19 protein-coding genes and 2 pseudogenes are annotated in these 25,536 nt (G+C 73.3%); 8 read left to right on the top strand and 13 right to left on the bottom strand.

All coding sequences use genetic code 11. The annotated features are described in order from the left end of the window. Positions 1-144 precede the first annotated feature (144 nt). From ABZW03_RS13450 to ABZW03_RS13400, 11 genes and pseudogenes are all read right to left on the bottom strand, one after another. A pseudogene (locus ABZW03_RS13450) lies at positions 145-966 on the bottom strand (AAA family ATPase); the annotation flags it as partial. 58 nt (positions 967-1,024) lie between these two features. Beyond that, positions 1,025-1,267, bottom strand: a pseudogene (locus tag ABZW03_RS13445) (YciI family protein); the annotation flags it as partial. 206 nt (positions 1,268-1,473) lie between these two features. Then, positions 1,474-2,190, bottom strand: a complete 717-nt coding sequence (locus ABZW03_RS13440; protein WP_355256157.1) for a DUF2306 domain-containing protein — start codon at positions 2,188-2,190, stop codon at positions 1,474-1,476. Between the two features lie 35 nt (positions 2,191-2,225). Next, positions 2,226-2,999 carry an SDR family oxidoreductase gene (locus tag ABZW03_RS13435; RefSeq protein WP_355256154.1) on the bottom strand — a complete coding sequence of 258 codons (774 nt, stop codon included), beginning with the start codon at positions 2,997-2,999 and terminating at the stop codon, positions 2,226-2,228. Further along, entirely contained in the window at positions 2,992-4,545 is a 1,554-nt protein-coding gene (locus tag ABZW03_RS13430; protein WP_355256152.1) for an FAD-binding oxidoreductase, read from the bottom strand. Before ABZW03_RS13430 ends, ABZW03_RS13435 begins: the two co-directional genes overlap by 8 nt. A gap of 155 nt (positions 4,546-4,700) precedes the next feature. Beyond that, entirely contained in the window at positions 4,701-5,867 is a 1,167-nt protein-coding gene (locus tag ABZW03_RS13425) for an LLM class flavin-dependent oxidoreductase (protein WP_355256149.1), read from the bottom strand. Between the two features lie 140 nt (positions 5,868-6,007). Then, positions 6,008-6,850, bottom strand: coding sequence for a hypothetical protein (locus ABZW03_RS13420; protein WP_355256146.1), 843 nt, complete (start codon positions 6,848-6,850; stop codon positions 6,008-6,010). Next, positions 6,840-7,922: a 4-hydroxyphenylpyruvate dioxygenase gene (gene hppD / locus ABZW03_RS13415; protein ID WP_355256143.1), complete on the bottom strand. Its 1,083-nt coding sequence runs from the start codon at positions 7,920-7,922 to the stop codon at positions 6,840-6,842. The genes ABZW03_RS13420 and hppD overlap by 11 nt, the downstream gene beginning before the upstream one ends. A gap of 13 nt (positions 7,923-7,935) precedes the next feature. Next, the gene (locus ABZW03_RS13410; RefSeq protein ID WP_355256140.1) at positions 7,936-8,157 is read right to left on the bottom strand and encodes an MbtH family NRPS accessory protein; all 222 of its coding nucleotides are present in this window, start codon (positions 8,155-8,157) and stop codon (positions 7,936-7,938) included. Then, positions 8,154-9,908 (bottom strand): non-ribosomal peptide synthetase, encoded by a 1,755-nt coding sequence (locus tag ABZW03_RS13405; protein WP_355256138.1) that lies wholly within the window; start codon positions 9,906-9,908, stop codon positions 8,154-8,156. The genes ABZW03_RS13410 and ABZW03_RS13405 overlap by 4 nt, the downstream gene beginning before the upstream one ends. A gap of 80 nt (positions 9,909-9,988) precedes the next feature. Further along, entirely contained in the window at positions 9,989-11,563 is a 1,575-nt protein-coding gene (locus ABZW03_RS13400; RefSeq protein ID WP_355256135.1) for a 4-hydroxyphenylacetate 3-hydroxylase N-terminal domain-containing protein, read from the bottom strand. A 229-nt stretch (positions 11,564-11,792) separates the two neighbouring features. Here ABZW03_RS13400 and ABZW03_RS13395 point away from each other — a divergent pair, with 229 nt between their 5' ends. Next, entirely contained in the window at positions 11,793-13,130 is a 1,338-nt protein-coding gene (locus ABZW03_RS13395; protein ID WP_355256132.1) for an extracellular solute-binding protein, read from the top strand. 98 nt (positions 13,131-13,228) lie between these two features. On the opposite strand, the gene ABZW03_RS13390 is transcribed toward ABZW03_RS13395, so the two are convergent. Further along, on the bottom strand, positions 13,229-14,617 hold the full coding sequence (locus tag ABZW03_RS13390; RefSeq protein WP_355256129.1) for a condensation domain-containing protein: 1,389 nt from the start codon (positions 14,615-14,617) through the stop codon (positions 13,229-13,231). 185 nt (positions 14,618-14,802) lie between these two features. Here ABZW03_RS13390 and ABZW03_RS13385 point away from each other — a divergent pair, with 185 nt between their 5' ends. The 4 genes from ABZW03_RS13385 (at position 14,803) to ABZW03_RS13370 (ending at position 20,891) form a co-directional block, all read left to right on the top strand. Beyond that, entirely contained in the window at positions 14,803-16,044 is a 1,242-nt protein-coding gene (locus ABZW03_RS13385; protein WP_355256126.1) for an acyl-CoA dehydrogenase family protein, read from the top strand. A gap of 25 nt (positions 16,045-16,069) precedes the next feature. After that, positions 16,070-17,446, top strand: coding sequence for an FAD-dependent oxidoreductase (locus ABZW03_RS13380; protein WP_355256123.1), 1,377 nt, complete (start codon positions 16,070-16,072; stop codon positions 17,444-17,446). Positions 17,447-17,949: 503 nt separating this feature from the next. Beyond that, complete coding sequence (locus ABZW03_RS13375; protein WP_355256160.1) at positions 17,950-19,878, top strand: CRTAC1 family protein; 1,929 nt, start codon at positions 17,950-17,952, stop codon at positions 19,876-19,878. Next, complete coding sequence (locus ABZW03_RS13370) at positions 19,875-20,891, top strand: enediyne biosynthesis protein (RefSeq protein ID WP_355256120.1); 1,017 nt, start codon at positions 19,875-19,877, stop codon at positions 20,889-20,891. Before ABZW03_RS13375 ends, ABZW03_RS13370 begins: the two co-directional genes overlap by 4 nt. Positions 20,892-20,971: 80 nt before the next feature. On the opposite strand, the gene ABZW03_RS13365 is transcribed toward ABZW03_RS13370, so the two are convergent. Beyond that, positions 20,972-21,700, bottom strand: a complete 729-nt coding sequence (locus ABZW03_RS13365; RefSeq protein WP_355256117.1) for a maleylpyruvate isomerase family mycothiol-dependent enzyme — start codon at positions 21,698-21,700, stop codon at positions 20,972-20,974. A gap of 251 nt (positions 21,701-21,951) precedes the next feature. On the opposite strand from ABZW03_RS13365, the gene ABZW03_RS13360 reads away from it, so the two are divergent. The 3 genes from ABZW03_RS13360 to ABZW03_RS13350 all read left to right on the top strand — a co-directional run bounded on the left by ABZW03_RS13360 (position 21,952) and on the right by ABZW03_RS13350 (position 25,377). Next, the gene (locus ABZW03_RS13360; RefSeq protein WP_355256114.1) at positions 21,952-22,953 is read left to right on the top strand and encodes a DUF1702 family protein; all 1,002 of its coding nucleotides are present in this window, start codon (positions 21,952-21,954) and stop codon (positions 22,951-22,953) included. A gap of 88 nt (positions 22,954-23,041) precedes the next feature. After that, entirely contained in the window at positions 23,042-24,016 is a 975-nt protein-coding gene (locus tag ABZW03_RS13355; protein ID WP_355256111.1) for a DUF1702 family protein, read from the top strand. Between the two features lie 2 nt (positions 24,017-24,018). Further along, complete coding sequence (locus ABZW03_RS13350) at positions 24,019-25,377, top strand: cytochrome P450 (RefSeq protein ID WP_355256108.1); 1,359 nt, start codon at positions 24,019-24,021, stop codon at positions 25,375-25,377. Positions 25,378-25,536: the final 159 nt, after the last annotated feature.

The following is a 25,536-nucleotide window of genomic DNA, read 5'->3' as shown; positions in this document are numbered from 1 at the left end:
GGGAGCTGGTCTCCGGCGCCACCGGCCTGGTCACCCTGGTCGGGGCCGTCGTGCTGATGGCCGTCCTGGACCCGGTCCTGCTGGGGGCCCGCGCGGGCGCGGGCGGCGCAGCTCGGGGCGCCCCCCGTCTCCCCCGCCACGCCGTCACCCGCCGAGCGGCGCGGGCAGCGGCCGGGAGTGCAGGACGTCCAGCCGGGACACGGCCCTGGTCACCACCACGTACAGCCGGTGCAGGCCGCGCACCTCGGCCTCCACGATGGCGGCCGGCTCCAGCACCACCACGTGGTCGTACTCCAGGCCCTTCACCAGCGAGGCCGGCAGCACCGTCACCCGCGCCGTGGTGCCGACCTGTTCGGCCGCGCCGGTCGGGATGCCCGCCGCGAGCAGCGCCTCGGCGGCCTCCGCCACCGCGCCGTCCGCCGCGATCACCGCGATCGAGCCCTCGCGCTCCAGCGCCGCCCGCACCGCCGCCACCGCCGCTCCGCCCAGGCCGGCGGCGGCCACCCGGCGCACCGTCAACTCGCCGTCCTGTCGCAGCGACACGGCCGGCGGCACGTCCACGTCCAGCGCGCCCAGCAGGGTGTTGGCGAGTGCCGTCACGGCGGCCGGCACCCGGAAGCCGGTGGTCAGCGGCACCACCGCGGCCTGCGGCTTGCCCAGGTGGGCGAGCTGCTCGGGCCAGCTGCGGGCGGCCCACGGGGCGGTCGCCTGGGCGAGGTCGCCGAGGACGGTCAGCGAGCCGAAGGCACTGCGGCGGGCGATCGCCCGGCACTGCATCGGGGAGAGGTCCTGGGCCTCGTCCACCACCACGTGGCCGAAGCCGGCCGGACGCTCGATCAGGCCCGCCACCTCGTCCAGCAGCATCAGGTCGTGCTCGGACCACTTCGCGCTCTTCTCCGAGCGCGGCGGCTTCCGCCACAGGACCGCCGCCTGCTCCTCCGGGGCGAGCACCCCGTCGGCCGCGGACCTCCACGCCGGTGTGCCGGGCGTCCGGGATCAGCGCGGCCAGCTCGATCGCGCGCTCCCTGGTCTCGACGTCGACCAGGTAGAAGCCGCAGACGAACTCCTTGGTGTCCAGGTACGGCCCGTCGTGGTGCACCGGGCCCTCCTCGCGGACCCGGACGGTCGTGCTCTGCTCCGGCACCGCCAGGGCCTGCGTGGTGACCAGCTCGCCGGACTCCTTGATGAGCTTCATGAAGTCGCCGTGGCCGGCGTAGACGGCCTGCTGCTCGTCCACGGACAGGCCGTCCCACAGCACCGGGTCCATGTGCATCACGAGCAGGTACTTCATGATTCTCACTCCTTGGGCCGTGGCCCCCGGGCCTCTCCAGGGGTCCTCACAGGAGACGTCGGAGCCGCCCGCCCGTTCTCGACGTTCCCGGCCCGCCGGCCGGAAACGCCGGGAACCGGGCACGCGAAAGCGCGGCCGGCCGTGAGGGTCCACGGCCGGCCGCGCGCAGGGTCGGGGCGGGCTCAGCGCACCAGCTGGGCGGCCCGGGGGCCGGTCCGCTCCAGCCACCAGTGGGCGACCAGCAGATTGACCACCCAGCCCGCCCAGTTGGCCACCTCCAGCAGTGTCGGCAGGTCGAGCTTGAAACCCGGGATGTACCCCATCAGCTCCACCACCACCCGGCCCCAGCTGGTGCCGAGCGCCATCGCGAAGCTGTAGACCATCCAGCGCCGGTGGTCGACGTACCGCCGCTGCAGGGCGGCCCGCAGCCCGAGCACGGTGGTGAGCAGCCAGAGCCCGCCCATCATGGCCAGGCCGATCTGGCCGCTCGGGGCGGTGGAGTAGGGCAGCAGCACCAGGGCCAGCAGCCCGCCGGGCAGGGCCCCGGCGAAGACGTACACCCGGCCGCTGATCCGGTGCACCGCCGGGTGGTGGCGGCGGATCCACGGCAGGACCTGGAGGAAGACCGTCACCATCGAGATGTTGCCGAAGACCACGTGCCCCACCAGGACCGCGTAGTGCGCCGGGAAGTCCGCGTCCAGCGGGATCCGGGCCTGCCCCGGCCCCCCGGTCAGGTAGCGGGGGAAGGCGTACACCAGGTTGAAGACCACGAGGACGGCCAGCGCCGTCACCCATGGGCTCTGCCACCAGCTCGGCGCGGCCGCGGCCGCACCGTCGCCGGGTCTCGCGCGTTCCCGTCCGGGGGCCAGCGCCCCGGACGGCTCCGTGTTCCGTGTCACCGCTGATCCTCGACTTCCGTTGGGGTCCGGGCAGTTCAGTGGTGGTACTCGCCGGCGTTGACGTCCAGGCAGTGGCCGGTGACGGCGCGGGAGAGCGGGGACAGCAGGAACAGCACGGCGTCGGCGACCTCGTCCGGCTCGGGCAGCCGGCCGAGGTCGAGGGTGGCCGCGACCTCGTCGTAGATGTCCTGGACGGTGACGCCGCGCTGCGCCGCCCACTGGCCGAAGCCCTCGCGCAGCGCGTCCGCCCAGATGTACCCGGGGGCGACGGTGTTCACCCGCACGCCCTGCGGGCCGAGTTCGGTGGCCAGGCTCTGGGCCAGCGACAGCAGGGCGGCCTTGCTCATCTTGTAGGCGCCGAACAGCCGCTTGGAGTGCCGGATCACCGCGGAGTTGATCATCACGACCGAGCCCCGGTGCTCCGCCAGGGCGGGGGCGAACAGCCGGGTGAGCCGCAGCGCGGCGTAGACGTTGGTCTCGAACCCGGCGCGCACGTCGGCCAGTTCGACGTCGGTGAGGTCGACCAGCGGCGGCACCGCGAAGGCGTTGTTGACCAGCGCGTCGATCCGGCCGAAGGTCTCGGTCGCGGTCTTGACCAGGGCGGCGGCCGACTCGTCGTCGGTGATGTCGGTCGGTACCGCGAGCGCCCGGCGCCCGGTCGCCTCGACCTCCGCGGCGATCTCCGCGAGCCGGCTGCCGGTCCGGGCGGCGAGCACCACGTCCGCCCCCGAGTGCGCGGCGCGCAGGGCGATCGACCGGCCCAGGCCGGGGCCGACCCCCGAGACGACGACGACCTTGTCCTCAAGCATCCTGATCCTCCAGCAAGTCCGGCTGTGCGTCGGTTGGTTCGATCGACAGTGCGTGGCGGAACACGTTCCCGGGGTCGTACGCCCGCTTGACCCGCTGCAGGCGCGGGTAGTTGGCGCCGTAGTAGAGCGTCGACCAGGGCACCCCCGAGGTGTTCCGGGCCGGGTCGGCCAGGTCGCTGTCGGGGTAGCCGATGTAGGCGCCGTCGGTGTGCGCGTCGGGGACCGGGACCCCGCCGGTCCCGGCGTGGACCTCGCGGTAGAACTCCCGGATCCAGGAGATGCAGGCCTCGTCCTGGTCCTCGGACAGCCAGATGCCGCCGCCGTAGAGGACCTTCAGGATCGAGTCCCGCTGGACGGCGGCGGTGGCGTCGGGGGCGACGGTGTTGACCTTCCCGCCGAAGCCGGCCACCACCAGGCAGGACATCGGGTTGATGTGCGCCGGATCGCTCAGGTAGCGCCAGATCACCGCGAGTTGGTGGTCGGTGAAGCCCTTCCGCAGGTAGGCGGACTTGTCCTTGTAGCGCCCCTTCGGGTCGTTCGGGAAGCTGTACGAGGGCAGCCAGGAGCTCAGCCACGGGACGACCTCGGTGAGGTGCACCGAGGGCTCCACCCCGACCCCCGCGCAGACGGCGTCGAAGTGCTCGGCCAGCACCTTCTCGGCGTCCGGACCGTCGTGGTCGATCACCACGACCATCCCGAACGCCCCGGAGTTGCGGTGGGTGACGATCAGGTTGCTCCACAGGCCGGCCGCCGGGGAGTCGGCGGCGTCGTTCTCCTCGTACCAGGTGCAGTAGTTGCGCAGCAGGGTGGTGAGGGCCTGCTCGGTCATCCCCTCCCAGGGCCACATCACCGTCCGCTTCCACACCCGGGCCGGGGCCCGGGGCAGCAGTCGGGCCGGGTCCGCCGAGTCGGCGCCCGGGGTGCGCAGCCAGTACCTGGTCACCACGCCGAAGTTGCCGCCGCCACCGCCGGTGTGGGCCCACCAGAGGTCGTGGTGCGGGTCCTCGGGGTCGGCGGTGGCGACCACCGCGCGGGCCCGGCCGGACTCGTCCACGACCACCACCTCGACGGCGTGGAGGTGGTCGACGACCAGGCCGTCGCGGCGCGAGAGGTGGCCGTAGCCGCCGGCCGGGAAGTGGCCGCCGACGCCGACCTCCAGGCAGGTGCCGGCCGGGATCGTCACGCCCCAGCGCTTGAAGAGCGTCCGGTAGACGTCCCCGAGCAGGGCGCCGGAGCCGACCTCGATCGCGCGCCGGGCGGGGTCGTAGGAGATGCGGTTCAGTTGGGAGACGTCCAGCAGCACCTGGACGTCGGGCGAGGCGGTGAAGTCCTCGAAGCAGTGGCCGCCGCTGCGGACGGCGATCCGTCGGCCGGCCGCCACCGCCTCGTCGACGGCCGCCACCACCTCCGCGGTGCCGGTCACCACGTGCACCCGGTCGGGTCGTCCGACGAAGCGGTGGTTGTAGCCCTGGACGAGGTTCTCGTACCGCGGGTCCCCGGGCCTGATCACCACCGGCCCGGTCGGATCGACGGTCGTGTCGGTCATGCGCGTTCGTCCTTCCACGTGCCCGGCCGCCCGGGGCGTGTCGGACACGCCCCGGGGCGCCGGCTGTCGGGTCCCGGGGTCCTGCGCGCGGCCGGGGGAGCCGCACCCGTCACGTCGTCGGGACGGGCGCGGGGCCCCCGGGCCCTGGCGCCCGGTCAGCCGGCCGCCGGGGTCGGGCCGGCGGAGGCGGCGAACAGCTCGGGGGCCACGTCCTCGGCCATCGCCTTGGCGGACTGCCAGGCGACCTCCGGCGTGGTGCCGACCCCGCCGCTGAGCAGCACGAACCGGCGGAAGCCGGCCGAGACCAGGGCGTCCAGCTTGGCCCGGACCGTCTCGACCGAGCCGACCAGGGCGAACGGGTTGCGGAGGTAGGACTCCGCGGGGGCCTCGAACACCCCCTGCACGCCGGTGTCGCCCTCCTTCGCCAGCGAGGACAGGGCGCTGTCGGCGGGCGAGGCGCCGGCCATCCGGCCCAGCACGCCGCCGGCGGCCTCGACGTGCGAGACGAAGCCGTCGCGGACCAGCTCGGCGGCCTCGCGGTCGGTGTCGGCGATCACGGTGAAGCAGCTCGCCGCGGTGTTCGCCATGGACAGCTCGTGCCCGTGCTCCTTGCCGACCTCCAGGTAGCGGTGCAGGCGCGCGACCATCTCGTCCACGCTGATCTTGGACATGCCGCCGGCGGACGGGTCGAGGTTCAGCCCGGTGAACACGTTCCAGCCGCGGCGGGCCGCCATGGCGAGGGACTCGTCCGTCTCCGCCGCCACCCAGAGCGGCACGCTCGGCTGCACCGGCCGGGGCCACACGGTGAGCTTCGCGACCTCGGTGTCCTGGAGGAATGCGGTGTACGTGGGGGTCAGGTCGTCCTTCGCCACCGGGTGGTCGATCCGGTTGACGGCGCCGTCGATGAGGTCGGCGCTGTGCTCGAAGGCGGCCCGGTCCCCGCGCCGGCCGAGGCCGATCTCCAGCCGCCCGCCGGAGAGCACGTCGATCATGTTGAACTGCTCGGCGAGGTGCAGCGGGTGGTGCAGCAGGGCGAGGTTCACACCGGTGACCAGGCGGGCCCGGGTGGTCCGGGCGGCGAGCGCGGCCAGCAGGATGTTGGGGTGCGGGGAGAGCGACGACGGGCCGAAGTGCTCCGGGACGCTGAGACCGGCGTAGCCGAGGCGCTCGGCCTCGACGCAGTGGTCGAGGTAGCGCTCGTAGAGGCGGGCGCCGAGGACCGGATCCCACTCCTCCGGCGCGCGCGATCCGGTGGGCGCGTAGGTGAGGTTGTCCCAGTAGACGAACTTGACGCTGTTCGGGTCCTCGGAGAGTGTGCTCATGCCGGGTGTTCCCCTCTGTTCGCAAGGCTCGCAGTGGATGTGAATCAATCTAGCCAGGCGGCCGGGGGCCGCCATCTTCCAGATTGCGCGCGGGTCCGGGCCGGGGCTCGGACGGCGTTCGGGGCCCCGAGCGACCGGGCTCAGACGGCGCCCGGGGCCCTCAGGGACCGCGCCAGCGCGGCGGCGTCGGCGCGCACCTGGCCGCCCAGGCGCGGGCGTTGACCGGTGTCGGAGTACTGCCGGGGCCGGCTGCCGCTGGTGCGGCGCAGCACGGTCATGCTGTTCTGCCGCAGCTTGCGGCTCTCCAGCAGGTTCAGCACCTCGAACTCGCCGGGGGACAGCCGCTGGGTGTCGGCGATGTACTCCAGGATCGCCTCGCCCTCGGGGTAGGTCATCAGGTAGTGCATGACCACGATCCCGCCGTCCGGGTCGATCAACTCCCAGAAGTTCTCGAAGAAGTAGAGGCAGTCCCAGGCGTCCACCCAGGCGAAGTCGATCGGCCGGAACTCCTCGGGGAGGCGTCCGACGGCCCCGCGCATGTCGGAGTTGACGACGGTGACCCGCTCGGCGAGGCCGAGTTCGGCCAGCACTTCGGTCACCAGCGGGGCCGAGGAGCCGTCGTCCGAGAGGTCGTCGATCGCCACGAACCGCGGCCGGTACGGCTCCTGGTAGCCGGCCGGCAGCAGCAGCGCGGGCTCGGCGTCGATCCAGGCCTCGTCCAGCTCGCGGCCGTCCGCGAGGTACGGCGCGGTCTTGCGGACCAGCGCGGCGGCCTCGGCCGCGGCCAGCTCCTCGGCCTCGGCCAGGGCCTTCGCCAGGAACGGGGTGGTGTAGCCCATTCCGACCTCCAGCACCCGGCGGGGCCGGACCAGGTGGAGCAGCTGGGAGAGCAGCGGCGCCACCACCTCCGTGCCCATGCCCGGCACCCGCAGCCGCTCCACCGCGGCCCGGAACCGCTCGGCGGGGATCGCGTCACGCGTCATCGTCGGTGCCCCTGCCCTGCTGGTGCTCGATGGCCTGGTAGAGCGCCTTGATGTTGCCGCTGCCGAAGGAGCGGGCGCCCATCCGCTCGATGACCTCCAGGAAGAGGGTGTTGCGGGGGTGCACGGACCGGGCGAAGATCTGGAACAGCTGCCCGTCGTGGTCCTGGTCGATCAGGAGGTTCAGGCGCTCCAGTTCCGCCACCGAGTGCCGCAGCGGGGTGAGCCGGTCCGGCAGCAGCCGGTAGTACGCCTGCGGGGTGCTCAGGAACTCCACGCCCCGGGCGGCGATCGCGTCGACCGAGCGCACGATGTCGTCCGTGGTGAAGGCGATGTGCTGCACGCCCGGGCCGCCGTGGTCCTTGAGGAACTCGTCCAGGTGGCCGGAGACCTGGGACTGGTCCGGCTCGATCAGGGTGAAGGTGACGGCGCCGTTCTGCACCACCTTGGTGATCATCACCTGGCCGTTGACCTCGATCCGCTCGGTGAAGATCAGGTCGAAGTCGAGCACCTCCCGGTAGAACGCGACGGTCGCGTCGATCTGCCCGGGCTCCACGCAGACCGCGAAGTGGTCGACCTCCCGCAGGCCGAGGTCCGGGGCGGCCGGGTCGGTGGCGGCCGGCGCCAGCCCGGGCAGCGGCCGCCCGTCGGACCGGGCCGGGCGCTCGACGAAGGTGTGGGCGATGTCGCCGACGCCCATGACGGTCGCGGTGACCAGCTCGCCGTGCTCGACCGGCCCGGCGACCGGCCGGGCGCCGCGGCGGACGGCCGTCGCGAAGGCGGCCCGGGCGTCCGGGACGCGCAGCGCGATGTCGGCCACGCCGTCGCCGTGCTTCTCCACGTACGCCGCGCCCGGGTGGTCGCCCTGCAGCGGCTGGCTGAGCAGCACCCGGATGCCGTTGCGGCCGAGCGCCACCGAGCGGAGGTCCGGCGCCTGCGGGGCCGAACGCGCGTACACTTCCAGGCCGTACCCGCGGACCAGCCACTCGGTGGTGACCGCCAGGTCGGCGACGTAGCAGGTGATGTGGTCGACGAGCATGCCGCCGAAGGTCTGCTGACCCGCGTCGAGGCTCATGTCGGACTCCTCGTCAGTCGTCGGGCTGCCCAGGGTGGCGCCCGGTGAGGCTGTTCGGCCTCAGATCGATCCAGTGCTCGTTCACGTGGGCGAGGGCGGCGGCCCGGCCGGACGGCCCGTGCACGGGCGTCCAGCCCGCCGGCACCGCGACGGCGGCCGGCCAGAGCGAGTACTGGCCCTCCGCGTTGACCAGGACCGTGAACTCGCCGTCCTCGGCGTCGAAGGGGCTGGTCATCCCCGCTCTCCCTCCGGCCGGTCCAGCAGGCTCTCCAGGGCGGCCACCGAGGGGACGTCGAAGAACTCGGTGACGGTGAGCCGGACGTTCAGCGCCGCCCGGATCCGGCTGACCAGCCGCATCGCGTCCAGGGACTGGCCGCCCAGCTCGAAGAAGCTGTCGTCGACGCCGAGTTCGGGGACCTCCAGCACCTCGGCGAACAGCGCGCACAGCTGCCGCTGCCGCTCGGTCGCCGGCGCCCGGCGGGTCGACTCGGCCACCGGCTCGGGCAGCGCCCGCCGGTCCAGCTTGCCGTTCGGGGTCAGCGGGAGGGCCGGCACGCCCACGAAGGCCGTCGGCACCATGTACGCCGGCAGCTGCTCCACCGCGTGCGCCCGCAGCGCACCCGCCTCGACCCCGTCCGACTCCGGGACGTAGTACGCCACCAGGCGCTTCTCCCCGGCCCCCGACTCCCGCGCCACGACGGCGACATGGGCCAGCCCGGGGTAGCGCGCCAGCGCCGCCTCCACCTCGGCGGGCTCCACCCGGAAGCCCATCACCTTGAGCTGGTCGTTGGCCCGGCCGAGGTACTCCAGCAGGCCGTCGCGGTCGACCCGGACCAGGTCCCCGGTGCGGTACATCCGCTCGCCCGGCGCCCCGAAGGGGTTGGCCACGAAGCGCTCGGCCGTCAGGTCGGGCCGGTTGAAGTAGCCGCGGGCCAGGCCGCGTCCGGCGATGTGCAGCTCGCCCACCCCGCCGGCCGGCACCGGCCGCAGCTCCGCGTCCAGGACGTGCAGCCGGACGTCGTCCATCGGCCGGCCGACGCCCACCGGGCCCGCCGCCCGGTAGGGGGCGGTCATCGGCGCGCTGGTGCTGAACAGCGTCGCCTCGGTCGCGCCGTACATCGCCCGCACCACCAGGCCGGGGTTGTGCTCCAGCACCCGCTGGACGGCCGAGGGGGCGATGACGTCGCCGCCGGTGAGCACCTCGCGCACCCCGGCGAGGCAGCCCGGGTCCTCCTCGGCCAGCACCCGGAACAGGCCCGCGGTGAGGTGGATGCCGGTGATCGACTCCTCGGCGATCAGCCGGCGCAGGGCGTGCACGTCGAGGTCGCCCGGCGGCGCCACCACGATCCGCCCGCCGTGCAGCAGCGGCACCCAGAACTCGTAGGTGGAGACGTTGAAGGCGTACGGCGCCACCATCAGCACCCGCTCGTGCCGGCCGTCCGCCCAGATCGAGTCCAGGGCCAGGCCGAGCGCGTCCCGGTGGGCGATCGCGACGCCCTTCGGCACCCCGGTGGAGCCCGAGGTGTGGATCACGTAGGCGAGCGCGGCCGGGTCGACCGGGACGGCCGGGTCCGTCGCCGGGTAGTCGGCGAGGCCCTTCTCGCCGTCCACCACGACCACCTCGGCGCCCTGCGGCAGGCCCTGGCGGCGCATCGCCTCGTCGGTCAGCAGCACCGGCGCCGCGCAGTGCTCCACGATCCACTGCTTGCGCGGCAGCGGGTAGGCGGCGTGCAGCGGGAGGTAGCAGCCGCCCGCCTTGAGCGCGGCCAGGACCGCCACCACCAGGTCCGCCGACCGTTCCATCAGCACCGCGACCGGCGACTCGGGCCGTACGCCGAGTTCCACCAGCCGGTGTGCCAGCCGGTTCGCCCGCTCGTCCAACTCGCGGTAGCTGAGCCGGACTTCGCCGGACGACACGGCGACCGCGTCCGGTGTCCTGAGCGCCTGTTCCGTGAAATGCCCCTGAAGGGAAGGGGAAGCCACCATGCCCTCCGATCCTCGTCGATTGGTTGTCGGTGTCCGGCGCGGTGCCCGCGCGGGGTCCTGCTCGGTGCCCGGTGCGGTGGTCAGCTGTCGAGCAGCCCGTGGACGGAGTCGCTCAGGTCGGCGAAGGAGGACAGGTCGGGCACCGTCCACCCGTTCAGGTCGTACTCCGCCAGGCACTCGTCGACCAGGCCCTTGTAGGAGTCCAGCTGGCCGTTGGCGAGCTGGGCGAAGAGCAGCTCGATCCGGGTGTTCTCGTGGCTCCCGGCGTAGTTGCGCTCGTAGAGCTCGTGCCGACCGCCGAACTCGCTGCCGACGGCGTCCCAGAGCAGCTTCATCACCTTGACCCGCTCGACCGCGTCCACGCCGCCGGAGCCGCGCAGGAACCGGTCCAGGTAGGGCCGGATGCCCGGGTTGTCGAAGTCCTTGGCGCTGGAGTTCACGTAGATCAGCCCGCTGGCCACGTCCTGGAGCACGATCTCCCGGATCCGCGGGTAGCCGGTCTGCATGAACCAGCGGTAGGCCAGGCCGTACTGGGAGTTGGGCAGCACCGCGCCGTTGTGCCAGGCGACCGGGTTGCGGGCAGCCGCGTCCGACAGCCCCCAGAACAGGTTGCGCCAGGCCAGCACCTCGCCGAGCCGGCTCTGCACCCCGCGGAAGTCGCCGGTGCCGGTGATGTCCAGCGCCTTGGCCAGCAGCCCGGCGATGAACTCCAGCTTCACCGCGAGCCGGGTGCAGCCGTGGAAGGTGAACCGCTCGATGAAGCCCGACTGCCCGGTGAACATCCGGATCTTCTCCGGCTGCCCGTAGACGAAGACGTTCTCCCACGGGATGAGCACCTTGTCGAGCACCAGGATGGTGTCGTTCTCGTCCAGCCGGGAGGAGAGCGGGTGGTCGAACGGGCTGCCCATCGCCGCCGCCGTCGCGGTGTAGGACGGGCGGCAGATCAGCTTCATCCCGGGCGCGTCCATCGGCACCGTGGCCACCAGCGCGAAGGTGCGGTCCTTGATCGGCAGGCCGTAGTGCGCGACGAAGTTGTAGTGCGTCAGCGCGGAGCCGGTGGCGACCACCTTCGCGCCGGAGACCACCAGGCCGGCGTCGGTCTCCCGCTCGGCGTGGATGAAGACGTCCTTCACCTGGTCCGGCGGCAGGGAGCGGTCCACCGGCGGGTGGACGATCGCGTGGTTCCAGTACAGCACCTTCTCCTGCGACTCCGCGTACCAGCGCCGGGCGTTGTCCGCGAACGGCTCGTAGAAGTCCGCGTTCGCGCCCAGGGTGCCGAGGAAGGACGCCTTGTAGTCGGGGCTGCGGCCCATCCAGCCGTAGCTCATCCGCGCCCAGGCGGCGATCGCCTGCTGGTCGCCGACCAGGTCCTCGGCGCTGCGCGGGGTGGTGAAGAACCGGTGGGTGTAGCCCTCGCCGCCGCTGTCCACCGGCGCGGTCAGCACGTCCCGGTACCGGGGGTCGTGCAGGGCGTCGTAGAGCCGTGCGGTCATCCGGACCGGATTGTGGAACGCCGGGTGGGCGGTGACGTCCTTGACCCGGTCGCCGTAGAGGTAGATCTCCCGGTCGTCGCGCAGGCTCTCGATGTACTCCGCCCCGGTCAGCGGGCGGGTCCCGCGCGCACTCCCGGCTGCGTTTTCCCGGGCTTCGGCCATCAGACGCCTCTCCTTGCTGCCAGTTCACCGGACGGATCGAGACTGACAGCCCGGCGGCGGCGGCCGCTTCTCCCGACTTGCGCGCTTGCCCCGGCCCGGGCGCCGCGCGCCCGCCGCGGCCCGCGCGGCCGGGCCGCCCGGACTCAGCACGAGCGGAGATGCCCCGGCTGCGCCGCCCCCGGAGCATGAGCATCTGGATCTGCCCGGCCTGTGCAGGAAGGACTCCGGAATGAGCAAGCGAACCGACCTCGACATCGTGGTGCCGCTCTACCCGTTCATGCCGTACTTTCTGGACCGGACCAGGGAGTTGGCGGAGAAGTTCACGGCCAACCACCCCGAGTACCGGATCCGGGTCACCGGCGCGGACTGGCTGTCCGTCCCGCAGGCGGTGCACGACGCCGTGCAGAAGGGCGAGCCGCCGACCGTCGCGCAGTACTTCTACACCTCGACCCGGGACGCCCTGGACGCCCGGCGGCCCGACGGGTCACCGCTGTTCACGTCGGTCGAGCGGGCGATCGCGGGCCGGACCGAGATCCTCGGCGAGCCGGTCGTGCTCGGCGACGTCGCGCCCGCCGCCCGGCACTACTACACCCACGACGGCGCGGTGGCGGCCATGCCGCCGCTCACCTCCACCACGCTGCTCTACGCCAACACCACCCTGCTGGAGCGGGCCGGGATCACCGAGGTGCCGCAGACCTGGGCCGGGATCGAGGCCGCCTGCCGGGCCGTCGCCGCGCTCCCGGACGGGCCGGCCCACGCGATCACCTGGCCCAACCACGGCTGGTGGTTCCAGCAGTCGGTGGCCCAGCAGGGCGCGCTGCTGGCCGACCACGACAACGGCCGCTCCGGCCGCGCCGAGCGGCTGTACCTCGACTCGGACGCGATGCTGGCCTACGTCGAGTGGTGGCGCGGGCTGCACCGGGCGGGCCTGTACCGCTACCACCCGAGCCGGGTGAACAGCGAGGTCGACTGGGACGGCAACTTCCGCGCCTTCGCCGACCAGGAGGTGGCCCTCGTCCTCACCACCTCGGTCGAGGCGGCCCGGATGGCCCAGGCCGGCCGGGACGGCGGCTTCGTCGTGCGGGCCTGCCGGATGCCGTACAACGACCGGGTGCCGTACGCGGGCAACGTGATCGGCGGGGACGCGCTCTGGCTGGCGGCCGGCCTGGACGAGGTGACCCAGGACGGCGCCCTGGCCTTCATGCAGTACCTCAACACGCCGCGGACCGCTGCCGAGCGGCACCGGGAGACCGGGTTCATCCCGGTCACCGGCGGGGCGATCGACCTGCTGGAGCAGGAGGGCTGGTTCCGGCGCAACCCGCACTTCCGCACGGCGCTGGACCAGCTCGCCGCCAACTCCGGCACGCCGGCCGCCCGGGGCGCGCTGCTCGGCGAGTTCGCCGGGATCCAGGACGTGCTGACCACCGCCATGCACGACGTCCTGGTCACCGACGTCGACCCGCGGGTGCGCTTCGCCCGGGCCAACGCGGAGGCCCAGCGGCTGCTGGACCACTACAACGACGCCTGCCGGGGACTGCGGCCCCGCGGGCCGATCCGGGTCGGCTGAGCCGAGCCCGACGGCCCCCGCCCCGGCGGGGGCCGTCGGCCGTTCCCGACCTCTCCGGCCAGGAACGCCCAGGACTTCTCAGGACTTCTCAGGACCTCTCAGGACCTCTGGGGCCCGAGGTCCAGGGGCGCGTCCGGCGCGCCGACCAGCTCCCGCAGCACCTCGCGGAAGCGGTCCACCTGCTCCGCCACCGAACTCTCGTCGTAGAGGTTGCTGTTGTACTGGATCCCGGCCACCACGTCGCCGGCCGGGTCGAGGTTGAGCGTCCACAGCGCGCCGTTGGGGACGTCCGAGCCCACCGGCTGCGAGGTGAGCCGGCGGCGCACCTCGGTGTACTCCAGGTCCCCGATCAGCTCCCCGTCCAGCAGGAACGGGAACGGGAAGACCTGGAAGACGCAGGCCGCCCGCTCGTCCTCCAGCGTCGGCAGCATCAACTCCGGTGCCTGGGCGAGGATCTGGCCGAACGGGATGTCGTGGGCGTACGCCTCCAGGCTCGTGGTGCGGATCCGGGAGACCACCTCGGCGAAGTCGCGGGAGCCGGCCAGCTCGGTGCAGAGCGGCAGGAAGTTGAAGAACGGCCCGACCGTGTGGTGGAAGCGGTCCTCGCCGCGGCCCGGCGAGAAGGTCGGCACCACGACCCGGGTGGTGCCGGTGGTCCGCGCGACCATGACCGCGAACGCGCCCAGCAGCACCATGAAGGGCGTGCTGCGCAGCGCCCGGCCGATCTCCACCGCCCGCGTGGTCAACTCGGCGTCGACGGTGAAGCGGTGGACGGCGGTGGCCTCCGGCAGGCCGGACGACTTCGGCCGGTCGGTGGGCACCGAGAGGATCCGGGCGCCGGCCAGGTTCTCCCGCCAGAACGCGCGCGAGTCCTCCAGCGCCGGGTCGGCCGCGTACTCCCGCTGCCAGGCGGAGAACTCGCGGTACGGCAGGGCGGTGGGCAGCTCCGGCTGGCGGTGCCCGCGGCGCTCGGCGTAGCGGACGGCGAGGTCGCGGATGATCAGCCGGACCGACCAGCCGTCCGCCGCGGTGTGGTGCACGACCAGCGCCAGGACCGCGTCCTCCTCGTCGAAGCGGAGCAGGGTGGCCTTCAGCAGCGGGAGTTCGCGGGCGCTGATGGTGCCCGACTCGACCTCGGTGATCAGGTCCTCGACCGCCCGCTCGCGGGCCGCCGGATCCGCTCCGGGCAGCTCCCGCAGCTCCAGCCGGACCGGCGTGGGCGGGTGGATCTCCTGGTACCGCTCGCCCTCGCCGCGGACGATGGCGGTGCGCAGGGCCTCGTGCCGGACCACCACGTCGTCCAGGGCCAGCTGCAGCGTCGCGGCGTCGACCTTCCCGCGCAGCCGCCAGCCGTGCACGATGTGGAAGCGCGGGCCGAACGGCCCCTCGGTGTCGCCGCGGTCGAAGCCGCAGAGGAATTCCTGGTTGAAGGAGAGCGGCGTCCTGTCCACCGGTGCGTCCGACTGCGGCTTTCCATCGGGGATCATGGGGAATTCCTCTCGCTGGGTCCGGGGCGAATTCGCCCCGGAACCGTAGCAACCGGCCCGCCGCCGCGGTTCTTCGATCGTGCTGGCAATCAGGGAGATGCGGCCCGGCCGGGCCGGGGGCGACGCTGGCCCGGAAAGTCCGCCCCGCCCCGGGGGAACGCCAACCGTAGAGGAGCCGCGCCGCAATGACGGTCGCCACGAATGCCGCAGGGTCCGGCGCGCCGCAGCCGCCCGAGCCCGGCCTGACCCCGCAGGAGATCATCGCCAGGGCCGAGGCGATCGCGCCGCTCCTGGTGCCCCGGCAGGCCGAGACCGAACAGCGCACCCATTACGCCCAGGACACCCACGAGGCGTTCGCCGAGGCGGGTTTCTACCGCATTCTCGTGCCCAAGCGGTACGGCGGCTACGAATTCGGCATCGACACCTTCCTGCGGGTGGCGATGACGCTGGCCCGCGGCTGCCCGTCGACCGGCTGGATGTACTGCCTCGGCGCCACCCACGCCCTCCCCGCGGCCTCGCTGTTCGGCGAGCGGGCGCAGGCCGAGATCTTCGCCGGCGGCGACTTCATCTGCCCGGCCACCATCGTCCCGAACGGCTCGGCCGAGCGGGCCGAGGGCGGCGGCTGGCGGATCGACGGCACCTGGAACTACTGCTCGGGCTCGCCGTACGCCACGCACTTCATGGGGCACGTCCCGGTGTCGGTCGAGGACGGCGAGCCGCCGGCGCCGATGCTCTTCGTGGCGCCGCGCAGCCAGTTCCGCCGGCTCGACGACTGGGGCGGCCAGCTGGGCCTCAAGGGCAGCGGCTCGCACAGCATCGTGATCGAGGACGGCCGGGTGCCCGACCACCTGGCGCTGCCGCGGACCCACATGAGCGAGGTCGACGTCGAGGGCGGCACGCCCGGCTACCGGCTGCACGGCAACCCGGAGTACGGCGGCGGCTCGCTCAGCTTCATGGTGCTGGAGGTGGCCTCGCTCGCGGTGGGCATGGCCCAGGGCGCGCTGGACGCCTACGAGGAGCTGATGCGCTCCCGCACCACGCTGTTCCCGCCGGTGGTCACCCGGGCCGAGGACCCGGACTACCAGTTCTGGTACGGCGAGGCGGCCGGCATGATCGCCACCGCCGAGGCGGCCGTGCTGCAGGCGGTCGCCCAGTGGCAGGAGCTGTGCGCCCGGGGGCCGGGCGCCTTCACCCGGGAGCACGACCTGCGGCTCGCCACCATCTGCCGCGAGGTTATCCGGCTCTGCTGGCACGCCGTGGAGGGGCAGCTGTTCCCGACGGCGGGGTCGAGCGCGGTGCGGCAGGGCGAGCGGATCGAGCGGGTCTGGCGCGACCTGTCCACCCTGCACAGCCACTCCGGGATCGGGGTCTTCCTGTCCGCGGTGACCACCCGGGAGCTGGCCCGCGCCCGGTTCGGTGTCAAGTAGTCCTTCTACCTCTGGAGTTCCCACCATGACCGAGACCGAGCAGGCCGTCGCGCTGCCCGGGGACCCCGACTACGCCGCCGCCACCGCCGTGTTCAACCTGGCCGCCCCGGTCCGGCCGGCGGCGGCGGTGACGGTCCGCACCGTCGCGGAGGTCCGGGCGTCGCTGGAGCACGCCCGGCGCGCCGGGCGGTGGGTCCGGGTGCACACCACCGGGCACGCCTCCTCCTCGGCCCGCCCGATGGACGACGCCCTGCTGATCCGCACCGAGCCGGCCGGCCCGGTGGAGATCGACCCGGCGGCCCGCACCGCCCGCGTCCCGGCGGGCACCCGCTGGGGCGCGGTGGTCGAGGCCGCCGCCGCGCACGGGCTGGCCGCGCCGCACGGCACCTCGCCCACCGTCGGCGTGGTCGGCTTCCTGCTGCGCGGCGGGATCAGCTTCTACGGCCGGCGGGCCGGGCTCGCCGTGAACAGCGTCCGGGCGGTCGAACTCGTCACCCCGGACGGCGAGTTCCGCCGCGTCTCGGCGGGTGCCGACCCGGAGCTGTTCTGGGCGCTGCGCGGGGGCGGCGGCGGCCTCGGCGTCGTCACCGCGATCGAGCTGGAGCTCTTCCCGGCGGCCCGGGTGGTCACTGGCGCGGCCTTCTGGCCCGCCGCGCACGGCCCCGAGCTGCTCGCCCGCTGGCTGGACTGGAGCCGGGACGCGCCCGAGGAGGTCACCACCGCGTTCCGGGTGATGAACCTGCCGGCCGTGCCGGAGATCCCGGCGGTGCTGACCGGCGGTCCGGTGGTCTGCCTGGCCGGCGTGGTGCTCAGCCCGACCGAGGACGGCGTGGCGACCGCCGAGGGCCGGGCCGCCGACCTGCTCGGCCGGTTCCGCGCGGTCGCCGAGCCGGTCCTGGACACCTGGTGCACCACCACCCCGCCGGCCGTGGTCCGCACCCACATGGACCCGACCGACCCGGTGCCGGTGCTCGGGGACCACCTGCTCCTCTCCGACCTGGGCAAGGACGGCGCCGAGACCTTCCTCCGGGTGCTCGGCGAGGGCTCGGGCTCGCCGCTGGTCAACGCCGAGCTCCGGCAGCTCGGCGGGGCGCTCGCGGTGCCCGGTCCGGACGGCGGGGCGCTGAGCCACCTCGAGGCGGCCCACGCCTTCACGGCCGGCGGCCTGGCGGTGGACCGGGCCTCGGCGGCGGCGGTCCGGGCGCACTGCGCCGAGGTCCGCTCCGCGCTGGCGCCCTGGGACACCGGCCGGACCGCGCCGACCCTGGTCGAGCGGCTGGAGCAGCCGCAGCGGCACCTGTCCGCGGCCGCCGTCGAGCGGCTGGACCGGGTGCGCCGCCGGGTGGACCCGGCCGGCCGGATGCGCCACGACGTGCCGCCGGGGGCCTCGAACCGCTACTGACCCCGCCCCGCCCGCCGGTCGCGGCCCGCGGCCCGCGGCCCGCAGCCCGCAGCCCGCCGCCTGCCGGCGGCCCCGCACGCACCCCCGCCGAAGCGCCCTCCGCGTACCTCCGGAGGGCGCTTCGGCGTGTTTCCGGCCGCCGGAACGGAATGGCCGACGAACGGCGCCCGGGCCCCTTGCCGGCTCCGGTTGTCGGCGGACCGCGGTATTCATCCGCTCGGAAAATTCCTGGCAAAAGCCGGGGCGGGCCGGTGAGCAATGTGAGAGATGCCGCTGCGGCCGCCCGGAGTTCATGCTCGTGCAGTAGACCTGCGCGTGAAGTGGGATTCACCGGCGCATTTCGGGAACGCGGATCCAGGACCCCGGGACTTTTCGGCCCGCAGGAGTCGACCGCGACTGCACACTCGATGCGAAAGCAGGGTCGCACACGATCTGCCGAGAGGGGAATTTCGGTGACATTCCGGGAACGATTCCGCAGACTGGTACCGGGCCTGGTGGTGATCATGGTGGCCGCCTCGCTGTTCTTCGCGGCCCGGAGCTCGGTCGCGGTGGCCGGCGCGGAGGACGTCGCGAAGAAGTACGGCTTCAAGGAGATGCCCATCGCGATGCCGCCCGGCTACGACCAGCGGCCGATGAAGACCGTCCGGAACGTGAACCCGGCCTACCAGAAGATCCGTTCGTGGATCTCCTCGGTCGGGGCCAGCATCGCGATCAACGACCTCACCGGGCACGGTGTGGCGAACAGCATGTGCATCGTCGACACCAGGACCGACAGCGTGGTCGTGACGTACACGCCGACCGCCCGGGAAGCCGACCGGTTCACGCCCTTCGTGCTGGACGGCAAGCCGCTGCCGATGGACGACGCCATGGCGCCCACCGGCTGCAACCCCGGCGACTTCAACGGCGACGGCCGGATGGACCTCCTGGTCACGTACTGGGGCCGTACCCCGATCCTGTTCATGGCCAGGTCGGACGCCACGACCCCGTCGGCGAGCGCCTACGTGCCGCGCGAGCTGGTGGCCGCCGAGTCGCTGGACGGCAAGTACCACGGCCCGCGCTGGAACACCGACGCGGACTACGTCGCCGACCTCGACGGCAGCGGGCACCCGTCGATCGTGATCGGCAACTACTTCCCCGACTCCGACGTGCTCGACCCGAACGGTCTGAAGAACGTCGTGATGAACGACTCGCTGTCCAGCGCCAAGAACGCCGGCGGCGACCACGTGCTGCGCTGGCAGGCGAGCACCTCGGGCCCGGAGCCCACGGTGTCGTACGTGGAGGAGAAGGGCGCCATCCCGTTCGACGCGTCGACCGGCTGGACGCTGGCGATCTCCGGCGCCGACCTGACCGGTGACGGACTGCCCGAGCTGTACATCGCCAACGACTTCGGCCACGGGCACCTGCTGTACAACCGGTCCACGCCCGGGCACATCGAGCTGACCGAGGCCAAGGGCGAGCGCACCCCGACCACGCCCAAGTCCTTCGTGCTCGGCAACGGCTCCTTCAAGGGCATGGGCGTCGACTTCGGCGACCTCGGCCGCAACGGCGACTTCGACATGATGGTCAGCAACATCACCGTCGCCTGGGGCCTGGAGGAGAGCAACTTCGTCTGGATCAACAAGGCGAAGGACCAGGCCGACATGCGCAGCAAGCTCGCCGCCGGCATCGCGCCGTTCGAGCAGCAGGCCGAGGAGCACGGGATGGCGTGGACCGGCTGGGGCTGGGACGCCAAGATGGGCGACTTCCTCAACAGCGGCGACCTCAACGTCCTGCAGGCCACCGGCTTCGTGAAGGGCAAGATCAACCGCTGGCCGTGGCTGCAGGAGATGGCCATGACCAACGACGACCTGCTCTCCAACCCCGCGATGTGGCCCAACGTCCAGCCGGGCGACGACATCGCCGGGGACGAGGCGGTCGCCTTCTACGCCAAGACCCCCGGCGGCAAGTACGTGAACATCAGCGACGAGCTCGGCATCGCCGTGCCGACGCCGACCCGCGGCCTGGCCACCGGCGACACCACCGGCACCGGCAAGCTGGACTTCGCCGTCGCCCGCCAGTGGGGGCCGCCCGCGTTCTACGCCAACACCTCGCCGAGCCTGGGCAACCAGCTGAACCTGCGGCTCTACCGGCCGACCGCCGAGGGCGGCACGGGCCAGGGCCTGGTGAACTCCGGGTCGCCCGCGTACAACGCCACCGTCAAGGTCACCACCCCGACCGGCACCCAGGTCTCCCAGCTCGACGGCGGCGGCGGCCACGGCGGCTTCCGCAGCTTCGACGTGCGCTTCGGCCTCGGCTCCCACCAGGGCCCGGTCACCGTCGCCCTGTGCTGGCGGGACGCGAACGGCGGGCTGCACGAGAAGACCGAGCAGCTCACCCCCGGCACCCACTCCCTCATGCTGACCAGCGACGTCCAGGAGGTCCCGAACCGATGAGCGCGACCGCGCAGATCCAACCCCCCGGCGGCGCCGCCCCCGCGGCCGCGCCGGCCGCCCCCGCCGCGAAGCCGAAGGACCCGCGCTACCTCGCCCTGCGGAACTTCGCGATCTCCATCAGCGTGTTCAACATCTTCGGCTACACCCTGCTCGGCTTCGAACAGCCCTGGCTGTGGCCGTTCATCGCGGTGTTCACCGCCTACGCCTGCGAGATCTGCTTCGAGCTGATCAGCGGCTGGGCCCAGCGGCGCCCGCCGCGCTTCCTGGGCAACGGGGTGCGCGGGGTCTACGAGTTCCTGCTGCCGGCCCACATCACGGCGCTCGCGGTCAACATGCTGACCTACGGCAACAACCAGCTGCTGCCGCTGTTCTTCGGGGTGGTCATCGGCGTCGGCGGCAAGCACGCCCTGCAGGCGCCGATCGCCGGCCGGATGCGGCACTACATGAACCCGTCGAACTTCGGCATCACGATGTCGCTGATCTGCTTCGGCTCCTGGTTCAGCATCTCGCCGCCGTACCAGTTCACCGAGAACGCGAACACCTTCTTCCGCGTGATGATCCCGCTGATCATCGCCACCGCGGGCACGGTGATCAACGCCCTGCTCACCAAGCGGACCCCGCTGATCGTCGGCTGGCTCGGCGCCTTCGCCATCCAGGCGTTCATCCGGCACTGGATCTGGGACGTCGCACTGTTCTCCGCGCTCGGCGCGATGACCGGCGTCGCCTTCGTGCTGTTCACCAACTACATGATCAGCGACCCGGGCACCACGCCGATGAAGGCCAAGGCCCAGTTCATGTTCGGCTCCTCGGTCGCCATGGTCTACGGGGTGCTGATGGTGTTCAACGTCGTCTACACCCTCTTCTACGCCACCACCATCGTCTGCGCCCTGCGCGGGATCGGCTGGTGGGTCGCGCACCTGGTCCAGCGGTCCCGGCAGGCGAACGCCGCCGGGGCGGGCTCCCCGGACGGGAAGGCCGCGCAGCCGCAGCAGGTCGGGGCGGTCGCGGCCTGAGGCACCGCGGGTGACACCACGACGGCGCTGTGGCGCTGCCCGCCCGGGCAGCGCCACAGCGCCGTTTCCCGCCCGGAGCCCTACCGCTCGGCGAGCACGGCCTCGACGGGCTTCGCCGGCGGCCGGAACGGGCCCCAGGTGAACGCGGGCAGCCACGGCTCGGGCGCGGCGCTCCAGGCCAGTTCGGCGATCTGCCCGAGCGACCGCCGGCCGGTGAGGGTGCGCAGCAGGTCGTGCCGGTGCCCGCGCAGGACGGCGGCCGGCTCGCCGTCGCCGGCCACCCACGCGGCGCCCGGCGCCTCGATCCGCAGGGCCGGCAGCCCGTGCGCGCGCACCGCGTTGGCGAAGCCCCGGACCACCAGGTCCAAGGACGAGGGGTAGGAGGCGTGTTCCGGGACGACCGGCACGCCCAGCGCGCCCCGGATGTCGAGTTCGTGGGTGAACGCGTCCATCATCAGCATGGTGTGCCGCAGCTGCGGGGTCTCGGTGAGCACCCGCTCCAGCGGGCCGTCCAACCGGGCCCATTCGGCGAGCAGGCCGTCGAGGCCGTCGCCGGAGCCGTCGTGCGGGACCTCCCACAGGTTGCCGGGCGCGTCGGCGGCCACCGGCCGGCAGACCTCCAGCAGGTGGCCGACCACGTCCAGGACGGTCCACCCGGGACAGGCGGGCACCGCGACGCCGGCCGCCCCGGGGCGGCCGCCCACCAGCGCGGTGACGTACTCCCGGGACCCGCGGTAGGCGAGCAGGTCGGGCGCCCGCTCCCAGAGCGACCCGGGCGTGGCCTCGGCGTTCCGCTGATACGTGCTCATACGGGCTCTCCTTCGGTTGGACGGCCGTGACGGGGACGGACCGACGGCGCCGGACACCCGGTCGCGCGCGGGCCGGTTCCATTGTGGTGCCGGGGCCCTGCGGAGACCCCCGGGACGGCGGGCGGAGCACGTCCGAAGACGACCGGCAGCCGGGTCGGGACAGGAACGGCAACCGCGGAGATGCGGTCCCTGACGCCGCCTCAGGACCATGGGTGGACCGTCACATTCGGAACGTGAGCCCGGGAGGGATCGTGCCGACCACCTTCGGATCGCTGCGCCGGCTGGTACTGACACCGTCACTGGCCTCGGTGACCTTCGCCGGGCGCGGCTTCCCGGTGACACCCACGGAGGCCGCCGAACGCCTGGAGGCGGTGCCCCGGGCGGTGGTCTGCGGCTTCGAGTGGGGCATCGACGCCCGGAGCCTGTGGGAGGTGGAGCGCCGGCTCGAGCTGGTCGAGCCCGAGCAGCGCGGATTCGCGTACGAGGGCGCCACGATGGCCTTCACCGTCCTGGACGCGATGGGCCGCGGCCACCGCACCCGGGACCTGCTGGCCGGGCCCGGGCAGCCGCACATCTTCCTGGCGTACATCGGCATCGGCTTCGCCATGGCCCGGCTGCCCAGGGCGCTGTGGCCCAAGGTGCTGCCGGACCTCACCGGGACGCCCTACCACCCGACGATGAGCTGGCTGGCCGTCGACGGCTACGGCTTCGACCTCGCCTACTTCCACACCCGGCGCTGGGTGGACGAGCAGCGCCGGCCGAAGCCGTACCCGTGGCAGGGCGCGCCCGGGTACTTCCAGCGGGCCGTGGACCAGGGCGTCGGACGGGCGCTGTGGTTCATCCACGGCGGCTCGCCGGCCCAGGTCGCGCCCGCGGTACGGAAGTTCGCCGCGGACCGGCAGGGCGACCTGTGGAGCGGCGTGGGCCTGGCCGCGACCTTCGCCGGGGGCGGCACGGCCGAGGGACTGGCCGGTCTGGCCGACGCGGCCGGCCCGCACCGGGCGGAGCTCGCCCAGGGCTCGGTGTTCGCGTCCAAGGCGCGCGCGTACGCGGGCTTCGTCCCCGCGCACTCCGAGACCGCCTCGGCCGCCCTGACCGGCCTGTCGGTCGAGGCGGCCGCGAAGCTGGCCGACGCCTGCGCGGTGGACGACACCACCCCGGGCCCGGCCGGCGGGCCGCCCCCGTACGAACGGTGGCGGGCGAACGTGCGCGCGCACGTCGGGGACACCGGGCCCGCGCCCCGGGCGGACTGACGGCTCGCCCGCCCTCGGGCCCGGACCGGTGCGAACTCGTCCGCGGGGCGGACCGTCCGCCCCGCGGGAAACCTGAGAGGAGTAAGGCGTGTCCAGTGCATGGCGGACGCTCCGACGTCGAATTCTCACTCCGAGCACCTCGGAAACGCTTCTGGAAACGCGTGGTTTCCACCGGAAGTCGCCGGCCGCCCAGGAACTCCTGGAGACGGTCGGCGCGCGGTTCCTGGAGGGCTACGCCCACGCCGTGGAGGCCCGGAACCCGGCGGAGGCCGAATACCCGCTGGAGGACATCCCGGACCGGTTCCGCGGCTTCGCCTACGAGGGCGCCGGAATGGGCTTCGCCATGCTCGACGGGCTGCGGCTCGGCGGCCGCGGCTCGGTGGCCCGCTTCCTCACCGGCCGCGGCGCCGACCACGTCTACATGGTGTACGTCGGGATCGGCTGGGCGATGGCCCGGCTGCCGAGGTTCTGCTGGCCCGACGTCGACGCGCTCGACCCGCTGCTGCGCTGGCTGGTGCTCGACGGGTACGGCTTCCACCAGGCGTACTTCCGCACCGACCGGTACGTCCACCAGCAGTACCGGGACCCGGCCTTCCCCTGGCCGGCGCACGACACCCCGTCGTACACCGGCAACGCGATCGACCAGGGCATCGGCCGGGCCCTGTGGTTCGTCGGCGGCACCGACGCCGACCTGGTCGCGACCATGATCGAGAAGTTCCCGGAGTCCCGGCGGGCCGACCTCTACGGCGGGGCCGGGCTGGCGGCCACCTACGCCGGGGGCGTGGACGAGGCGGAGCTCTGCGCGTTCCGGGAGCGGGCCGGCGTCCACCGGGGGATGGTCGCGCAGGGCAGCGCCTTCGCGGCCGAGGCCCGGGTCAAGGCCGGACTGCTGGTGCCGCACACCGAGCTGGCCACCCGGGTCTTCTGCGGCACGACGCCCGCCGAGGCGGCCGCGGTGACCCAGGAGGTGCGGCCGAGCGGGCCGGTGCCGGGCGCGCTGCCCGCGTACGAGGTGTGGCGCCGGGCCATCGCCGACCGCTTCCCGAACGTCGGGGGGTGCTAGCCGTGGCCGCCACCCGCCGGGTGCCGCCGGGCCCGCCGCGCCGGGCCGCCCCCGTCCTGCTGCGCCGGCTGGTGGGGGACCGGCTGGAGATGATGCGCGCCGCCGCCACCGAGTACGGCGACGCGGTCCGGATCTCGATGGGCCCCAAGACGCTCTACTTCTTCAACCACCCCGACCACGCCAAGCACGTGCTCGCGGACAACGCGGCCAACTACCACAAGGGCATCGGCCTGGCCCAGGCCCGGCGCGCCCTCGGCAACGGCCTGCTGACCAGCGAGGGGGAGCTCTGGCGCAAGCAGCGCCGGCAGATCCAGCCCGCCTTCCAGCACAAGCGGATCGTCCAGCAGGCCGACGCCGTCGCCGAGGAGGCGGCCAAGCTGGTCGGCCGGCTGCGGGCGCACGAGGGCGGCGGACCGGTCGACGTGGTCAAGGAGATGACCGCGCTCACCCTCGGGGTGCTCGGCCGCACCCTGCTCGACGTCGACCTCAGCGCCTTCGAGGCGGTCGGGCACGACTTCGAGGCCGTGCAGGACCAGGCGATGTTCGACATGGTCACCATGGGCATGGTGCCCGGGTGGGTGCCGCTCTCCACCCAGCTGCGCTTCCGCAAGGCCCGGCAGGACCTCCAGGGGGTGGTCGACCGGCTGGTGGCGGACCGGGTCTCGCGCGACGGCGGGGAGATCGAGGGGGAGGACGCGCTGTCCCGCCTGATCGTCGCCACCCGGCAGGAGCCCGACCGCCAGGTCGCCCGGCAGCGGATGCGCGACGAGCTGGTCACGCTGCTGCTGGCCGGCCACGAGACCACCGCGAGCACCCTCGGCTGGACCTTCTACCTGGCCGACCGCCACCCCGAGGTGATGGACCGGCTGCACGCCGAGGCCGTCGAGGTGCTCGGCGACCGGCTGCCCGAGTTCGACGACCTGCACCGCCTGCGCTACACCTCGATGGTGGTGGAGGAGGTCATGCGGCTCTACCCGCCGGTGTGGATCCTGCCGCGGCAGGCCCAGGCGGAGGACGAGGTCGGCGGGTACCACGTGCCGGCCGGCGCCGACGTCCTGATCTGCCCCTACACCCTGCACCGCCACCCCCGGTTCTGGGACGCCCCGGAGCAGTTCGATCCGGAGCGCTTCGACCGGGACCGGGCGGTGGACCGGCCGCGCTACGCCTACATCCCGTTCGGGGCGGGGCCGCGGTTCTGCATCGGCAACCACCTCGGGCTGCTGGAGGCGACCTTCACGATCGCCATGGTCGCCCGGGAGCTGCGGCTGGCCAAGGCGCCCGGGTACCGGGTGGTGCCGGAGCCGATGCTGTCGCTGCGGGTGCGCGGCGGCCTGCCGATGACGGTGCGCTCCGCCCGCTGACGAACCCCGCTCCAAGGGCCGCGCAGAGCCCCCGCTCCGGACCGCACAGAGCCCCCGCGACGTCCTTGGGTTCTAGCGGTCGTTGCAACACCCCAGTTCAAGGGGTGCGATGGACTTCGAGATCCGGGAAGACCGGCACAAGAAGGGGCAGCGTCTGAC

Source organism: Kitasatospora sp. NPDC004799, assembly GCF_040609095.1.
Lineage (GTDB): Bacteria > Actinomycetota > Actinomycetes > Streptomycetales > Streptomycetaceae > Kitasatospora.
This window is presented reverse-complemented; position numbering and strand designations above follow the sequence as displayed.

What these genes read in the sequence shown, in the direction of transcription:
- ABZW03_RS13435 (WP_355256154.1), bottom strand. Translation starts at nt 2,999, where the DNA reads ATGCTTGAGGACAAGGTCGTCGTCGTCTCGGGGGTCGGCCCCGGCCTG.
- ABZW03_RS13430 (WP_355256152.1), bottom strand. Translation starts at nt 4,545, where the DNA reads ATGACCGACACGACCGTCGATCCGACCGGGCCGGTGGTGATCAGGCCC.
- ABZW03_RS13425 (WP_355256149.1), bottom strand. Translation starts at nt 5,867, where the DNA reads ATGAGCACACTCTCCGAGGACCCGAACAGCGTCAAGTTCGTCTACTGG.
- ABZW03_RS13420 (WP_355256146.1), bottom strand. Translation starts at nt 6,850, where the DNA reads ATGACGCGTGACGCGATCCCCGCCGAGCGGTTCCGGGCCGCGGTGGAG.
- hppD (WP_355256143.1), bottom strand. Translation starts at nt 7,922, where the DNA reads ATGAGCCTCGACGCGGGTCAGCAGACCTTCGGCGGCATGCTCGTCGAC.
- ABZW03_RS13410 (WP_355256140.1), bottom strand. Translation starts at nt 8,157, where the DNA reads ATGACCAGCCCCTTCGACGCCGAGGACGGCGAGTTCACGGTCCTGGTC.
- ABZW03_RS13405 (WP_355256138.1), bottom strand. Translation starts at nt 9,908, where the DNA reads ATGGTGGCTTCCCCTTCCCTTCAGGGGCATTTCACGGAACAGGCGCTC.
- ABZW03_RS13400 (WP_355256135.1), bottom strand. Translation starts at nt 11,563, where the DNA reads ATGGCCGAAGCCCGGGAAAACGCAGCCGGGAGTGCGCGCGGGACCCGC.
- ABZW03_RS13395 (WP_355256132.1), top strand. Translation starts at nt 11,793, where the DNA reads ATGAGCAAGCGAACCGACCTCGACATCGTGGTGCCGCTCTACCCGTTC.
- ABZW03_RS13390 (WP_355256129.1), bottom strand. Translation starts at nt 14,617, where the DNA reads ATGATCCCCGATGGAAAGCCGCAGTCGGACGCACCGGTGGACAGGACG.
- ABZW03_RS13385 (WP_355256126.1), top strand. Translation starts at nt 14,803, where the DNA reads ATGACGGTCGCCACGAATGCCGCAGGGTCCGGCGCGCCGCAGCCGCCC.
- ABZW03_RS13380 (WP_355256123.1), top strand. Translation starts at nt 16,070, where the DNA reads ATGACCGAGACCGAGCAGGCCGTCGCGCTGCCCGGGGACCCCGACTAC.
- ABZW03_RS13375 (WP_355256160.1), top strand. Translation starts at nt 17,950, where the DNA reads ATGGTGGCCGCCTCGCTGTTCTTCGCGGCCCGGAGCTCGGTCGCGGTG.
- ABZW03_RS13370 (WP_355256120.1), top strand. Translation starts at nt 19,875, where the DNA reads ATGAGCGCGACCGCGCAGATCCAACCCCCCGGCGGCGCCGCCCCCGCG.
- ABZW03_RS13365 (WP_355256117.1), bottom strand. Translation starts at nt 21,700, where the DNA reads ATGAGCACGTATCAGCGGAACGCCGAGGCCACGCCCGGGTCGCTCTGG.